This window comes from Pseudonocardia phyllosphaerae (assembly GCF_046546475.1).
Lineage (GTDB): Bacteria > Actinomycetota > Actinomycetes > Mycobacteriales > Pseudonocardiaceae > Pseudonocardia > Pseudonocardia phyllosphaerae.
This window is the reverse complement of sequence record NZ_JBKGXS010000001.1, coordinates 876,585-892,067: the sequence shown is the minus strand read 5'-3', so window position 1 is coordinate 892,067 and position 15,483 is coordinate 876,585. Positions and strand designations below refer to the sequence as shown.

Annotated in this window: 11 protein-coding genes; all 11 read right to left on the bottom strand. The window is 72.6% G+C overall.

What is annotated here, in order from left to right; translation table 11 throughout:
* Positions 1-16: 16 nt before the first annotated feature.
* The 11 genes from secA to ACLE50_RS04200 all read right to left on the bottom strand — a co-directional run bounded on the left by secA (position 17) and on the right by ACLE50_RS04200 (position 15,476).
* A complete protein-coding gene (secA, locus tag ACLE50_RS04250) occupies positions 17-2,818 on the bottom strand; it encodes a preprotein translocase subunit SecA (RefSeq protein ID WP_410942005.1) in 2,802 nt (933 codons plus the stop codon).
* Between the two features lie 196 nt (positions 2,819-3,014).
* On the bottom strand, positions 3,015-3,680 hold the full coding sequence (gene hpf / locus ACLE50_RS04245) for a ribosome hibernation-promoting factor, HPF/YfiA family (protein ID WP_410942004.1): 666 nt from the start codon (positions 3,678-3,680) through the stop codon (positions 3,015-3,017).
* Positions 3,681-3,836: 156 nt separating this feature from the next.
* A complete protein-coding gene (locus tag ACLE50_RS04240; protein WP_410942003.1) occupies positions 3,837-4,652 on the bottom strand; it encodes a ComF family protein in 816 nt (271 codons plus the stop codon).
* Between the two features lie 169 nt (positions 4,653-4,821).
* Positions 4,822-6,546 carry an LpqB family beta-propeller domain-containing protein gene (locus tag ACLE50_RS04235; protein WP_410942002.1) on the bottom strand — a complete coding sequence of 575 codons (1,725 nt, stop codon included), beginning with the start codon at positions 6,544-6,546 and terminating at the stop codon, positions 4,822-4,824.
* A complete protein-coding gene (gene mtrB, locus ACLE50_RS04230) occupies positions 6,543-8,537 on the bottom strand; it encodes an MtrAB system histidine kinase MtrB (protein ID WP_410942001.1) in 1,995 nt (664 codons plus the stop codon). Before mtrB ends, ACLE50_RS04235 begins: the two co-directional genes overlap by 4 nt.
* A 22-nt stretch (positions 8,538-8,559) precedes the next feature.
* Positions 8,560-9,237: an MtrAB system response regulator MtrA gene (gene mtrA, locus ACLE50_RS04225; RefSeq protein WP_410942000.1), complete on the bottom strand. Its 678-nt coding sequence runs from the start codon at positions 9,235-9,237 to the stop codon at positions 8,560-8,562.
* 8 nt (positions 9,238-9,245) lie between these two features.
* Positions 9,246-9,929, bottom strand: a complete 684-nt coding sequence (locus ACLE50_RS04220) for a dTMP kinase (RefSeq protein WP_410941999.1) — start codon at positions 9,927-9,929, stop codon at positions 9,246-9,248.
* A gap of 10 nt (positions 9,930-9,939) precedes the next feature.
* Complete coding sequence (locus tag ACLE50_RS04215) at positions 9,940-10,539, bottom strand: NUDIX domain-containing protein (RefSeq protein ID WP_410941998.1); 600 nt, start codon at positions 10,537-10,539, stop codon at positions 9,940-9,942.
* A gap of 96 nt (positions 10,540-10,635) precedes the next feature.
* Entirely contained in the window at positions 10,636-12,123 is a 1,488-nt protein-coding gene (ahcY, locus tag ACLE50_RS04210) for an adenosylhomocysteinase (protein WP_410941997.1), read from the bottom strand.
* A gap of 327 nt (positions 12,124-12,450) precedes the next feature.
* Positions 12,451-13,845, bottom strand: a complete 1,395-nt coding sequence (locus tag ACLE50_RS04205) for a glutamate mutase L (RefSeq protein ID WP_410941996.1) — start codon at positions 13,843-13,845, stop codon at positions 12,451-12,453.
* 125 nt (positions 13,846-13,970) lie between these two features.
* Positions 13,971-15,476, bottom strand: coding sequence for an amino acid permease (locus tag ACLE50_RS04200; RefSeq protein WP_410941995.1), 1,506 nt, complete (start codon positions 15,474-15,476; stop codon positions 13,971-13,973).
* Positions 15,477-15,483: the final 7 nt, after the last annotated feature.

The window sequence follows — 15,483 nt, the reverse complement described above, 5'->3', positions numbered from 1 at the left end:
CCCCTGACCGGCAGCGTCAGCGACGCCGGCGGTTCGCCTTCTCCGCGCGGCGCCGTCCGGCCCGGTTGCCGCCGTCGCCGTTCGCGGCCGGCTGCTCGTCGTCGCTGCGGGCGGCGACGCCGCCGTCCTCGTCGGGACCGCTGTACTGCAGGCTCTGCGGCGGCGAGGACCGGAACAGGTTCGGCAGGACGACGGTGGACTCGGTGACGTCCTCCGGCGGCGCGTTCCGCACGACCGGGATCTCGGTCGTCTGCGGGTCGGCCTCCTGGACCGGCTCGGTGGGCTGCTGCACCTGGACGACGACGTTGAACAGGTGCCCGATCGTCTCCTCCTTGATGCCCTCGAGCATCGCGGCGAACATGTCGTAGCCCTCGCGCTGGTACTCGATCACCGGGTCGCGCTGGGCCATCGCACGCAGCCCGATGCCCTCCTTGAGGTAGTCCATCTCGTAGAGGTGCTCGCGCCACTTGCGGTCGATGACCTGCATCAGAACCTGGCGCTCGAGCTCGCGCATGCCGCCCTGCTGGCCGATCAGCGCGTCGATATCGGCCTCGCGCCGGGAGTAGGCCTCCTCGGCGTCGGCCAGGACGGCCTTCTCCAGCGTCTCGGCGGAGAGATCCTCCTCCTCGGCGAACTCGTGCCAGTCGAGCCCGACCGGGTAGAGCTCGCGCAGCGCCGTCCAGAGCTTCTCGAGGTCCCAGTCCTCGGAGTAGCCCTCCGACGTCGCGCCCTGCACGTAGGCGTGGACGACGTCCTCGAGCATGTTCCGGGTCTGGCGCTCGACGTCCTCGCCGTCGAGCACACGGCGGCGCTCGGCGTAGATGACCTTGCGCTGCTTGTTGAGCACCTCGTCGTACTTGAGGACGTTCTTGCGGATCTCGAAGTTCTGCTGCTCGACCTGGGTCTGGGCGCTGCGGATCGCCCGGGTGACCATCTTGGCCTCGATCGGGACGTCGTCCGGCAGGTTGAACCGGTTCATGATCGACTCGACGACCTGGCCGTTGAACCGGCGCATGAGGTCGTCGCCCAGCGAGAGGTAGAACCGCGACGCGCCCGGGTCGCCCTGGCGGCCGGACCGGCCGCGGAGCTGGTTGTCGATACGCCGCGACTCGTGCCGCTCGGTGCCGACGACGTAGAGCCCGCCCGCGTTGCGGACCTCCTCGGCCTCGGCCTTGACCTGCTTGCGCATCCGGTCGAGGACCGCGTCCCACGCGGCCTCGTACTCCTCGCGGGTGTCGACCGGGTCGAGGCCCTGGCTGCGCAGCTCCAGGTCGGCGAGGAACTCGGGGTTGCCGCCCAGCATGATGTCGGTACCGCGGCCGGCCATGTTCGTGGCGACCGTGATCGCCCCGGCGTGCCCGGCCTGCGCGACGATCGCCGCCTCACGGGCGTTGTTCTTCGCGTTCAGGACCTCGTGCGGGACACCACGGGTCGGCGAGTTCGGCACCTTGACCTGCGAGAGCAGCTTGGACAGGTACTCCGACTTCTCGACGCTGGTGGTGCCGACCAGCACCGGCTGGCCCTTGGCGTAGGCCTCGGCGATGTCGTCGGCGACGGCCTGGAACTTCGCGGGCTCGTTCTTGTAGATGAGGTCGGCCTTGTCCTCGCGCACCCGCGGCTTGTTCGGGGGGATCGGGACGACCGACATCTTGTAGATCTCGTAGAGCTCGGCGGCCTCGGTCTGGGCCGTACCGGTCATGCCGGCGAGCTTGTCGTAGAGCCGGAAGAAGTTCTGCAGCGTGATCGTGGCCAGCGTCTGGTTCTCCGGCTGGATCTCGACGCCTTCCTTGGCCTCGATCGCCTGGTGCATGCCCTCGTTGTAGCGGCGACCGGCGAGCACGCGGCCGGTGAACTCGTCGACGATCAGGACCTCGCCGTCGGTGACGATGTAGTCCTTGTCGTTCTTGAACAGCTCCTTGGCCTTGACCGCGTTGTTCAGGTAGCCGACCAGCGGGGTGTTCGCGGACTCGTAGAGGTTGTCGATGCCGAGCTGGTCCTCGACCAGGGCGACACCGTCCTCGGTGATACCGACGGTGCGCTTGCGCTCGTCGATGTCGTAGTGGATGTCCTTGGTCATCATCGGCGCGAGCCGCGCGAACTCCTGGTACCAGCGGGCACTCTGCTCCGCCGGCCCGGAGATGATCAGCGGGGTGCGCGCCTCGTCGATGAGGATCGAGTCCGCCTCGTCGACGATCGCGAAGTTGTGCCCGCGCTGCACCATGTCGCTGGTGTTCCAGGCCATGTTGTCGCGCAGGTAGTCGAAGCCGAACTCGTTGTTCGTGCCGTAGGTGATGTCGCAGGCGTACTGCTCACGGCGCTGCGCCGGGGGCATCTCCGCGAGGATCACACCGACGGTCAGCCCCAGCCAGCGGTGGATCCGGCCCATCGTCTCGGAGTCGCGCTTGGCCAGGTAGTCGTTCGTGGTGACGACGTGGACGCCCTTGCCGGACAACGCGTTCAGGTAGACCGCGAGAGTCGAGGTCAGGGTCTTGCCCTCACCGGTGCCCATCTCGGCGACGTTGCCCATGTGCAGTGCACCGGCACCCATGAGCTGCACGGTGAAGGGCCGCTGGCCCAGGGTGCGCTGCGCGGCCTCACGGACCGTCGCGAACGCCTCGGGCAGCAGCTCGTCGAGCGACTCGCCGTCGGCGAGGCGCCCGCGGAACTCGTCGGTCTTGGCCCGCAGCTGGGCATCGGTGAGGCCCTCGAACTCCGGTTCCAGGTCGTCGATGTGGGCGGCGATCTTCGCCAGCCGCTTCACCAGCTTGCTCTCGCCGGCCCGGAGGAGTCGACTCAGGAAGGGCACTGCCGACCTCATTCACGTCGCGGTCAGGTCACGGAGCGGCACCACCCGACGACGCAGGCGCTACCGACCCGCCGCCATGGTACGGGGCCACCGCACCGCCCGGGCCGCGGCGGATCGGCCGGACGCCCGGCGGACTGCGCCGGACGGACCTGACCGCCCGCAGCCGTACCCGCCGCGGCGAGCGGCGGGTACGACGGGCCCGGTGGCGTCAGCCGCTGAGCCGGATGACGCCGTAGTCGTAACCGTGGCGCCGGTAGACCACCGACGGGCAGCCGGAGTCCTTGTCGGAGAAGAGATAGAAGTCGTGTCCGACGAGCTCCATGCGGGACAGGGCGTCGTCGACGGTCATCGGTGCGGCGGTGTGCTCCTTCTCCCGGACGATGCGGCCGGGCAGGCCGGCCGCGAGCTCCGCCTCGTAGCGGTCGAGCGCATCCTCGGAGGCGGCCGGGAGCGACTCGTCGTGCCCGCGCGGGGACGGGACGAGGTCGACGGCGGCGGGCGCCTGCTCCATCAGGGCGACGGCGGAGGCACTCGCGGCGACGCGGGAGGCCTGGACGCGGTCGCGGCGGCTGGGCTTGCGCCGGTCGTGCGATCGGCGGAGGCGCTCGGCGAGCTTGCTCGCGGCGAGATCAAGTGCGGCATAGAAGTCGGCCGCGGAGGCCTCGGCGCGGGCGACGGCACCGCACCCTCCGCGTCCGGTGATCTCCACACGCTGGCAGGACTTCTGCTGACGGCGGTTCGGCTCGTGGAAGAGCTCGACCTCCATCCCGACGATCTTGTGATCGTGGCGTTCCAGGCGAGTCAGCTTCTCTTCGACCAGACCCCGGAAGTGCTCGGGCACCTCGACGTTCCGGCCGGTGACGACGATCTCCACTCGGACATCCCTCGCTTCAGTCGTGCTGAGCCCGGGACGCGCCGGTCCCGGGATGGACTGCCGGTCGCTTCCTCCTCCGTCTCGGGAGCACTCATGTGGTGGACGCCACTGAGTTCAGCGGACGTTAGCGGGAAATGCGCGCGCTCGACAGGTCGTTCACCGACCCGCCCGTGGGACGTGGTGGCGCGCGTCGCCGCGTTCTGTATCCGGTGTGCGGCACGTGGGTGACCCCCGCCGGCCGGGTGCCCGGACCCCCGGGCCGCCGCCGGAGGTCGTGGCGTCGGCGAGCAGCACCGCACCGACGACGTCGATCCCCACCGAACGCAACGCCCAGCGGCAGGCCCGCAGGGTCGCGCCGCTGGTCACGACGTCGTCGACGAGCAGGACCCGCTCCCCCGGCGCCGGGCCGCGCAGCGGCGACAGCGCGACGTGCAGCGAACCCGCGAGGTTGTCGGCTCGGGCGGTCGCGTCCAGGCCCACGGAGTCCCGCGCGCGGCCGTCGAGTGCCAACGCGGGCACCGTGCGGGCCGGCAACCCGGATGCGGCCAGCCGCCGCTCGAGCCGCCGGCAGATCCGGTGCACGTGGTCGCCGCCCCGGGCCCGGGCCGCCGTACGCCGCGACGGCGCCGGTACCAGCCAGACTCCGGCCGGATCTCCGCGTACCCCGGTGACGGGCGTCGGCAGGACCGCCGCGACCGCGGGCACCAGCAGGGCGGCCAGGTCCGTGGCGAGGTCGCGCCGGTCCCGCTCCTTGTAGGCCAGCACCGCACGGCGCAGCGGGCCGGCATAGCGCCCGGCGGCGGCCACCCGACCGCCGCCGGGGACCCGGACCGCGTAGGGCGCACCGGTGGCCTCGGCGCAGGCCGGGCACCAGCCACCGGCCGGTAGCCCCGCCGCGCCGCCGCACCCCCCGCAGGAACGGGGCAGCAGCAGGTCGGCGAGGGCGGGCAGGAGGTGCGTCGCAGTGGTCATGCCGGCGATGCTGCCCGCACGTCCCGACACGTTCGGCCGTCCGGACCGGCCGTTGCTCCGGACGCGAGCGCGGTTGTCCACACCCGCCGGTTCGGTCCACAGGTCACGAACTTCCGGTGCACGGCCGGCGCCGGACGCAGCAGACTCGGCCGGGACCGGTCCGACGGGATCAGCCCGGGTAGAAGGGCCGGACGGTGGTCGAGGTGCCGAGCGTCTGGCGCCAGGCGTCGAGGTCGGCGCCGGAGTAGCTCCACAGCCCGGTCCGGTCGGTCACGTACAGCGGATGACCGGGAGCCGCGGTGACCGCACGCAACGGGGAGGTGAGGTTCGTGCCCGGTATCGGGTCCAGCCACATGGCATCGGCAGACACCAGCGCGACCGGCCGGTCGGAGTCCGAGGCGACGACGAGCTGCTCGGCCGAGCGCCAGGCGACCGCCACCGCGTGGGTGAGCTCGGTGGGCCGCAGCGCCCGCGCGGCCCCGAGCGACACGCGCCCACCCGCCTCGTCGACGACCGGGGCGACCAGCACCCGCCGCCCGGCGACGACGGCGATCCGGCCTCCGTCACGGGACAGGGCCAGGTCGGTGATCGGTGCGGTCGTACCGAGTGCGGACAGGTCCAGTGCCCCCTCGGACGGGCGGCCGGCCGACGGCACCAGCACCCGCCGGACACGTCCGTCGGCGATCGCCCAGATCTCGTCCCCACGCGCACTCCAGGTCAGGGCGGTGACCTCGGCCCCCGAGACCGGCGTCGCCGTCATCTGCCCGCCGACCGGACCGACGAGCAGGCGCTGCGTGCCGGTCTCCTCCCGGGAGACCACGGCCATCCGGTTTCCCCGCACCGACGAGGCCGCGTCGACGATGTCGAACGAGCCGTTGCCGGCCTGGCCCGCGACCGGGTCGTCCCCGCCGGACTCGGTCAGCTGCCGCACCCGGCCACCGTCGACGACCATCGGAAGCTGCGGCAGCACCTCGGTACCGGTCGCGAGCGCGGCGAAGTCGTCCCGGCTGACCTCGGGCCGGCCCGGGAGCAGCGGCTGCCCGTCGGAGAGGATCCGGACCCGCGGCACGCTCACCTCCGCCAGCGTCAGCGCGAGCTGTGCGGCGAGGGTGCGACGATCCGGTTCGGACAGTCCCGAGACCCCGGTCAGGTCGACGAGCGCGACGCCGTCGGGTGACTCGGAGACCGCGGACCGCAGGCGTGCGGTGGCCGGGAACAGCGACACCGCGGCGCCGGAGAGCCCGGCCGACGGGCCGCGCATCAGAACCTCGACGGCACGTGCCGCGAGCTGGGTCGGCCGGGTGCTGGGGACGTAATGGGTGTCGGGCATCAGCGCGTCCCGGGCCGGGTCGGCGAACCAGGCGCGCAGCGAGCGGTAGTTGTCCCGGAAGTCGGACTGGCGCACCAGGACACCCGGCGGAACCCGGTCGATCCGCCAGTGGTCGTTCTGCCGGACGACGCCGACGTCGAGCTCGACCGGGGCGGGCGCGGCGTCGAAGGCCCCCGACGGCCCGACCGTCCCGAGCCGGGTACCGCGCACCCGGACCGTGGCCCGGTCCGGGCCGGCCTCGGTGGTGCTCGGGGCGAAGACCGTGTCGAATCGTTCGGTGAGCACGGTCAGGGAAGCACCGTCGTCCCAGTTCGACGCGGCACCGGCCAGGTACCGGCGCGCCGAGGCGTGCCGGTCGTCGGAGCGCCCGGAGGCGTAGACGAACCCGCGGACCAGCCCGAGCGGGTCACCGTCCTCGATCGGGCCGTCGGGCACCGCGGCGCCGGAGTCCCCGGTCTGGCGCAGGACCTGCACCGAGGAGTGCTGCGGCACACTGGCGCACCCGGCGAGCACGACCGCGCACAGCGCCAGCAGCAGCGGTCCGGTGATGCGGCGGCGGGTCACCGGTCGGCTCCCGGGTCGATGATCGCCCGCTCCGCGGGCCGGATCGGGGCGGCGTCCCCGGAGTCGGCGCGGGTGTCGGCGGCTGTGTCGGCGGTGTCGCGGGTGGCGGCGGTGTCGCGGGTGGCGGCGGGGTCGGCGGTGTCGCGGGCGTCGTCGGCTGTGTCGGAAGTGTCGCGGGCGTCGGCCGTGTCGCGGGCGTCGTCGGCATCGCGAGGGCCGGCGTCGTGCGTGTCGGCGGTGTCCGCTCCCGAGCCGTCGGGCCGGTGGTCGTCGGGCCGGGTGCTCGGCCCGCGCACGGTGAGCACCCCGCGCGGCGGGGTCGGTACCGAGGAGCCGGGACGGCCGTCCCTGCGGTCGTCGTCGGTGTCCCGGGTGCCGTTGCGCGGCGACGGCCCCAGGGGCAGCGGGGAGGCCGAGAGGTGACCGCCGACCTGGCGCGGCAGGGTCAGCCGGAACGCCGACCCGCGGCCGGGCTCGCCCCAGGCCTGCAGCCAGCCACCGTGCAGGCGGGCGTCCTCGATGCTGATCGACAGCCCCAGCCCGGTGCCGCCGCTGCGGCGGGCCCGGGACTCCTCGGCACGCCAGAACCGGTTGAACACCAGATCGGCCTCACCGGGGCGCAGGCCGACGCCGTGGTCCCGCACCAGCACGGCGACGCCGCCGGGGTCCCCGGCCATCGTGACCTCCACCGGCTTGCCCTCCCCGTGGTCGATCGCGTTGGCCACCAGGTTCCGCACGATCCGCTCGACCCGCCGCGAGTCGGCCTCCACGACCTCGCTCTCGGGCAGGTCGAGCACCAGCTCGGTGCCCGCGTCGGCGGCGATGCCGCGGACCGCGTCCACCGCACGGTGCACGATCGCGCCCAGGTCGATGCGCTCGGCCCCGAGGTCGGCGACGCCTGCGTCGAGCCGGGAGATCTCCAGCAGGTCGGCGAGCAGCTCCTCGAACCGGTCGAGCTCGGTGACCAGCAGCTCGGAGCTGCGGCGCAGGGCGGGGAGCAGCTCGTCGCGGGAGGCGTAGAGGACGTCGGCGGCCATCCGCACGGTGGTCAGCGGCGTGCGCAGCTCGTGGCTGACGTCGGAGGTGAACCGGCGCTGCAGCGCGCCGAACTCCTCGAGCTGGGCGATCTGCGCGGCGAGGCTGCCGGCCATCTCGTTGTAGGACTCGGCGAGCCGGGCGACCTCGTCCTCGCCGCGGACGGCCATGCGTTCGTCGAGGTGCCCGCCGGCGAAGCGTTCGGCGACGTCGGCGGCGTGCCCGATCGGCCGGACGACCTGCCGGGTCACCAGGCTGGCGATCGCGGCGAGCAGCACCAGCAGCACGAGGCCGCCGACGATCAGCGTGCTCTGCACCAGGTTCAGCGTCTGGCGCTCGCCCTCCAGCGGGAACAGCAGGTAGAACTGCAGCTCCCGGCCCGCGGTGGCGACCGGCTGCCCGATGATCAGCGTCGGGATGCCGTCGACGGTCGTGTACTGGCGGCTCAGCCCGCCCTCGGCCACGGTGAGCCGCTGCTCCGGGGTGACCTCGTCGACCGGCCCGGCGGAGACCTCGGGGCCGCTGCCGGACCCGGTGGTCAGCGCGGCCCGGAACTCACCGGCGGTCGTCGCACCGGGCGCGGAGCTGTCGGAGTTGGTCAGCCGCTGCAGCGCCTGGTTGAGGATCTCCTGCACGCCCTCGCGGTCGGGGTCGACGCCGGAGAGCTGCCCCTCGAGCACGACGCGGCCGGCCTCGGCCTGCACCAGCGCGCCCGCGGTCTTGCTCTGCAGCAGCCGCTCGGCGATCTCGCTCTGCAGCACCAGGCCGAGCACGAGGACCACGGCCGAGGACAGCGCGAGCGTCGACACGACGACCCGCAGCTGCAGCGAACGCCGCCACGAGGCGGCCACGAGGCCGCCGAGCTCGCGGGCCTGGGCACGCAGTGGCGCGAGGGCCTGCGCCAGCCGCGCCATCCCGGGCAGCCCCCGGATCCGGCGGCGTACCCGGCCCCTCACGGCCGGATGCCCCGCTTCCCGGTCACGGGGGGCCGGCCTTGTACCCCACCCCGCGGACGGTCAGGACCACCTCGGGGCGCTCGGGGTCGCGCTCCACCTTCGAGCGCAGGCGCTGCACGTGCACGTTCACCAGCCGGGTGTCGGCGGCGTGCCGGTAGCCCCACACCTGCTCCAGGAGCACCTCGCGGGTGAACACCTGCCGCGGCTTGCGGGCGAGCGCGACGAGCAGGTCGAACTCGAGCGGGGTGAGCGCGATCGGCCGACCCTCCCGCATCACCTGATGGGCCGGGACGTCGATCTCGATGTCGCCGATCGACAGCTGCTCGGCGGGCTCGGAGTCGTTGCGGCGCACCCGGGCCCGGATCCGCGCGACGAGCTCCTTCGGCTTGAACGGCTTGACCACGTAGTCGTCGGCGCCCGACTCGAGACCGAGGACGACGTCGACCGTGTCCGACTTGGCGGTGAGCATGACGATGGGAACGCCCGACTCGGCCCGGATGGCCCGGCAGACGTCGATGCCGTTCATCCCGGGCAGCATCAGGTCGAGCAGCACGAGGTCGGGCTGGACGTCGCGGACCGCGGGCAGCGCCCGCGTGCCGTCGGCGACGACGGCGGTGTCGAATCCTTCGCCCCGCAGCACGATGGTGAGCATCTCGGCCAGGGCCGGGTCGTCGTCGACCACCAGCACGCGCGACTTCATGAGCATCACTATCCCAGTTCGGTCTCCGGGCCCGACGCCGGAGGGTCGAGCAGGACGGGCACCAGCGCCGCCGGGTCGGCCGGATCGGCCCCGCCGGTGGATCCGACGACGGTCCAGGCGCTCAGCCAGCCGGTCGCGGCCAGCTCCCGGTAGACGTCGTCGGTGCGGGCCTGCAGGCCCGCGTCACTCTCGTAGGCGTCGCGCTCGCGGCCGGGCTCGGTCGCCTCCCGCAGGCGGGCACGCTCGGCGGCCACCTCGCGGGGCGGGGCGAGCAGCAGCTGGTGGTCGGGCACGGGGACACCGAACCGGTCGATCTCCAGCGCCCGGACCCAGCCGACGACCTCACCCGCAGCGTCCTGCCCGAGCCGGGCGGCGTTGTACGCGGCGTTGGAGGCGACGTAGCGGTCGACGAGCACCACGTCGTGCGTCGCCAGCGCCGCGCTCAGCTGCGGGGCGGCGTCGCGGCGGTCGAGCGCGAACAGCACCGCCATCGCGTGCACCGAGGACGCCAGGTCGCCCATCCGGCCGTAGAGGGCGTCGCGGGCGAGCTCGGCGTGCACGTCGTCGTCGTACCGGGGGAAGGCGAGGGAGGACACCGTGGCACCGGCGTCATGCAGGGCGGCCGTGAGCGCCGACGCGAACGTGCGCTTGCCGGCCCCGTCGAGCCCCTCGATGACCACCAGCCGTCCCACGGCGGTGACCCTAGCCGGTGTGCGGCAGGGCCCCGAGCGCCCGCACCCGGGGCCAGCTCGTCGCGAACCCGGGGTGCAGGTCGAGCTCGTGGAGCCGGTCGGCGCGCACCCAGCGCAGCTCGGTGCTCTCCGCTCCGCGTACCGCGACCGGCGGCGCGCACGGCACCCGGACGACGACGGTGGTGTAGCTCCAGCCGCCGTGGTCGTCGACGAACTCGTCGACCGTCTCGGCCGCGGCGGTGTCGAGGTCGCTCTCCTCGGCGGCCTCGCGCAGCGCCGCCTGCCGGGCGGTCTCGCCGGGGTCCAGGGCACCACCGGGGATGCCCCAGGTGCCGCCGTGGTGGCTCCACGACGCGCGGTGCTGGAGCAGGACCCGGTCGACACCGGGCGGGTCGGCGTCGTCGTGGTGGCGCACCAGCAGCCCGGCCGCGCCGAACAGGCCCCAGTGCCGGTGGCCGTACGCGCAGCGCACCCAGCCGTCGCCGGATCCGGACCCGATGCCGGCACCGGGCTCGGACACGCCGGGCACGGTCTCCGGCTCGGTCTCCGTCCCGGGCTCGGGCACGGTCTCCGGCGCGGGCTCGGGCACGCCGGGCTCGGAGTCGCTCACCTGCACCCCTTCCTGCACACGCCGACGGCGCGGCACCCAGCCGGGCGCCGCGCCGTCGGAGAGATCTCGCCTACCGGATCTACCGGACCTGCCGGATCAGTAGCGGTAGTGCTCCGGCTTGTACGGGCCCTCGACGTCCACGCCGATGTACTCGGCCTGGTCCTTCGAGAGCTGGGTCAGCTCGCCGCCGAGCGCGAGCACGTGCACCTTGGCGACCTTCTCGTCGAGGTGCTTCGGGAGGCGGTAGACCTCCTTCTCGTACTCGTCGTGCTTGGTGAACAGCTCGATCTGGGCGATCGTCTGGTTCGCGAACGAGTTCGACATGACGAACGACGGGTGGCCGGTCGCGTTGCCCAGGTTCATCAGGCGGCCCTCGGAGAGCACCAGGATCGAGTGCCCGTCCGGGAAGATCCACTCGTCGACCTGCGGCTTGATGTTGACCTTGTTGATGCCCTTGATGCGGCCCAGGCCTGCCATGTCGATCTCGTTGTCGAAGTGACCGACGTTGCACAGGATCGCCTGGTGCTTCATCTTCTGCATCAGCTCGGTGGTGATGATGTCCTTGTTGCCGGTCGTGGTGACCACGACGTCGGCCTGGTCGATGACGTCCTCGACCTTCGCCACCTGGAAGCCCTCGAGCAGCGCCTGCAGGGCGCAGATCGGGTCGATCTCGGAGACGATCACGCGGGCACCCTGGCCGGCCAGCGCCTCGGCGCAGCCCTTGCCGACGTCGCCGTAGCCGCAGACCAGCGCGACCTTGCCGCCGATCAGCACGTCGGTGGCGCGGTTCAGGCCGTCCAGCAGCGAGTGCCGGATGCCGTACTTGTTGTCGAACTTCGACTTGGTGACCGAGTCGTTGACGTTGATCGCCGGGAACAGCAGCTTGCCCTGCTCGGCGAGCTGGTACAGGCGGTTGACGCCGGTCGTGGTCTCCTCGGTGACACCGCGGATGTCGGAGTTGATCGTCGTCCAGCGCTTCGGGTCCTCCTCCAGGCTGCGGCGCAGCGTGTCGAGGACGACCCGCTCCTCGTCGGCGACGGTCTCGTCGTCGTCGGCGACGGTCGGGACGACACCGGTCTCCTCGAACTCGACGCCCTTGTGCACCAGCAGGGTGGCGTCGCCGCCGTCGTCGAGGATCATGTTCGGGCCGACGACGTTGCCGTCGGCGTCACGGAACTTGAACAGCTGCTCCGTGCACCACCAGTAGTCCTCGAGGGTCTCGCCCTTCCAGGCGAAGACCGGCACGCCCTCGGGCTTCTCCGGGGTGCCGTTCGGCCCGACGACGGCCGCGGCGGCGGCGTAGTCCTGGGTGGAGAAGATGTTGCAGGAGACCCAGCGCACGTCGGCGCCCAGCGCGACCAGCGTCTCGATCAGCACGGCGGTCTGGGTGGTCATGTGCAGCGACCCGGCGATACGCGCGCCCGCCAGCGGCTTGGCCTCGGCGTACTCGCGGCGCAGGTCGACCAGACCCGGCATCTCGTTCTCGGCCAGACGGATGTCCTTGCGTCCGTACTCCGCCTCGTTGATGTCGGCGATGGCGAAGTCCAGGCCGTTGACGTTCTGCAGCTTCGGGTGACCGGTCATGGGGTGAGTGCGCCTCCTCGGGCGATCGGTTCGATCTCGTCCGTGCGGCCGGTGGTCACCGGCGACGAGAGTCGGGCGGGACGGGGCTCCGGGCCGGGAGACGAGGGCACGAACACGGCACCCTCCCTCCTCGTCGGAGACAGGCGCCCTTTCTCGTCCGTGCGGGCCGGGACCGAGCGTGGCGGCCATCGCCCCGGCCACCGCAGGTGGACGGGCGGGCCGCTGCAGCGCCTCTCGGCGCCCGGCTGTGCTGTTGCGTGTTCCATCGTTGCCACGCCCCGGGCGGGTGTCAACCGGACCGGATCCCGCGACCCGATCATGAACCGGTCATTCCAGCAGCTGCTCGGTCAGCAGTGCACGGGCGGCGCGTTCACGTCCCGACGCGGCCAGCAGCCCCGCCGGTGCCAGCACGACCTCGCCGTCGATCCGCACGTCCGCACCGGTCAGGACGGGTGCGAGCACCGGATCGCTCTCGACGGTGGCGGCCACGGCCGCCAGGCCGGCGGGGTCCCGCTGGCGGAACACGCCGCCGGTGAGCACCACGAGACCGATGTCACCGAGTGCGGCAGCGCCGCGCAGCCCCAGCGCCCCGCGCTGCTGCGAGCCGGGCAGCCCGTCGTCGCCGTCGGGATCGGCGAGGTGGCCGGTCGCGCGCAGGTGCCTGCGCAGCGCGAGCACCGCGGCGACGGCCGCGAGCCGCCGGTCCTCCGCCGCCTCGCCCCGGGTCGCGGGCACCGACGCCCCGGCTCCGGCCAGCGCGGACACCGCGGGGGTGAGCAGGTCGGCCTCGACCGGGTCGACGACGCCGTCGGCCTGGGCCTCCACGATCAGCCCGTGCGCACCGTCCCGGAGCCCGAGGTCGCCCTCCACGGTGACCAGCGGTTCGGGCGCCGACGCCAGGAACGCCGGGTCGACGGCCTGGTGCACGTCGGTGGTCGCCGAGCCGATGTCGACGACGAGCACGCCGGTGCCGGTCACCCGGGCCAGCGCGGCCGCGCCGCCGGAGACCGCGAGCGGGGTGCGGGTGCGGGCCAGCGAGGTGAACCGCCCGTCCTCCCCGCTGCGGCCGAGTACGTGGCGCTCGTAGAGCCGGGTCACCGCGTTCCGGGCCGGTCCGGGGACGATCTCACCGGTCCGCGGGATCACGTTCGGGCAGGTCGTGACCGCCCGCCCGCCGGCGCGGAGCAGGCTCAGGGCGTCGTTGCGGGCGGCGTCGTCGACGGCGAGCAGGACCGGGTAACCACCGCGGGTGCGTGCCAGCCGTCCCGCGTTGTGCAGGACGATGCCGGGGTCCTCGCCGTCGGCCCCGCCGAGCAGCAGCACCACACCGGGCCGTTGCCCGGCCAGCTCGCGGACGTCGGAGGACTCCAGCGCCCCGCTGTACACCCCGACGACGCGTGCCCCGGCGGTCCGGCACACCCGGTGCGCGGCCTCGGTCGCGGCCAGGCGCTCCGCCCCGACGACGGCGAGGCGCAGCGCCCCGCCCGCCGAGGAGCAGGCCAGCACCTCCGGGGAGGCCGCCCCGCTGTGCCCGGCCGCGGCCGCCGCGGCGACGGCGGCGTCCACCCCGGCCAGGACGTCGGGGGTGGTGGGGTGCTCGGCGTAACCGGACGGCGAGCCGTCGGGCTGGACCAGCACGGCCTTCGTCCAGCAGGACCCGACGTCGAGGCAGACCGTCGCGGCACGCGGATCGCCGGCGTCGTCCGGCTGCGGAACGGTCATGGATCGCGAGCCTAGTGCCGAACCCGCCCTGGCAGGAGGGGTCGGAGCGGGCGAACCCCGGACAGCATTCCGGCCCCGCGGCACCGCCGTCGGGCGGGCCACGGGGCCGGAGGGGTGGCGCAGGGTCAGGCGTGCTCGCCGGTCACGAGCCGGCTGCGCGTGCGGCCGTAGAAGTAGTAGACGATGAAGCCGATGACCATCCAGCCGACGAACCGCAGCCAGGTGTCGACCGGCAGGAACAGCGCCACGCCGAAGCACAGCACCGCGGACAGGATCGGGATGAAGGGCACCAGCGGCGTCTTGAACGTGCGCGGCAGGTCGGGGCGCTTCTTGCGCAGCACGATCACGCCGATCGAGACCAGCACGAACGCGGCCAGCGTGCCGATGTTCACCAGCGCCGCGAGCTCGGAGAGCGGGATGAAGCCGCAGAGGATCGCCGACACGACACCGGTGATGATCGTGAGCTTGTAAGGGGTGCGGTACTTCGGGTGCACCTTGGCCAGCGTCGAGGGCAGCAGGTGGTCGCGGCTCATCGCGAACGCCACGCGGGTCTGGCCGAGCATCAGCGTCATGATCACGACGGTGAGGCCGATCAGGATGCCGAGCGAGATGATGAACTCCGCCGCGGGCACGCCGGTCGCGGCCATCGCCGCCGCCGCAGGCGCCTCCACGCCGAGCTGCTGGTACGGCAGGATCCCGGTGTAGACCAGCGAGACGACGATGTAGAGCACCGTCGCGATGGTCAGCGAGGCGATGATGCCGATCGGCATGGTCTTCTGCGGGTTCTTCACCTCCTCCGACAGCGTCGCGACGATGTCGAAGCCGAGGTAGGCGAAGAACACGACCGCGGCACCGGTGAACACGCCGGTGATGCCGAACCCGCTGTTGATGCCGAGGATCTGCAGCAGCAGCGGGGTACCGCCGACCGCGTCGGAATAGTCGGCGGGCTTCGACTCGGGGATGAACGGGATCCAGTTGGAGCTGGTCACGTAGAACGAGCCGATGATCAGGATCCCGGCGACGATCAGCAGCTTGAGCGTGGTGATGGTGGCGTTCACCCAGGCCGAGAGCCGGATGCCGATGATCAGCACGACCATCATGGCCAGCGAGATGAACATCGCCGGGACGTCGACGACACCGCCGTCCTCCGGGGCGCTGGAGATCGCGTCGGGGATCGAGAGGCCGAGCTTGCCGAGCACACTGTCGAAGTAGCCGCTCCACCCCTTCGACACGGTCGCCGCACCGAGGGTGAACTCCAGGATCAGGTCCCAGCCGATCATCCAGGCGATGAACTCGCCCATGGAGGCGTAGGAGAACGTGTAGGCGCTGCCCGCCACCGGCACGCTGGAGGCGAACTCGGCGTAGCAGAGCGCCGCCAGCGCACACACCACGCCGGCGATCAGGAACGACAGCGCCACCGCCGGTCCGGAGTAGTTCGCCGCCGCCTCACCGGCGAGGACGAACACCCCCGTCCCGATCAGGACGCCGATGCCCATGATCGTCAGTTGGACCGGACCGAGCGCCTTGCGCAGCTGGAACTCCGGTTCCTCGGTGTCCCTGATCGCCTGCTCGACCGACTTCGTGCGGAGAAAGCCGCTGAAGGGTCCGCCCCCGCGGTTCGTGACCGTCATGAGCGGT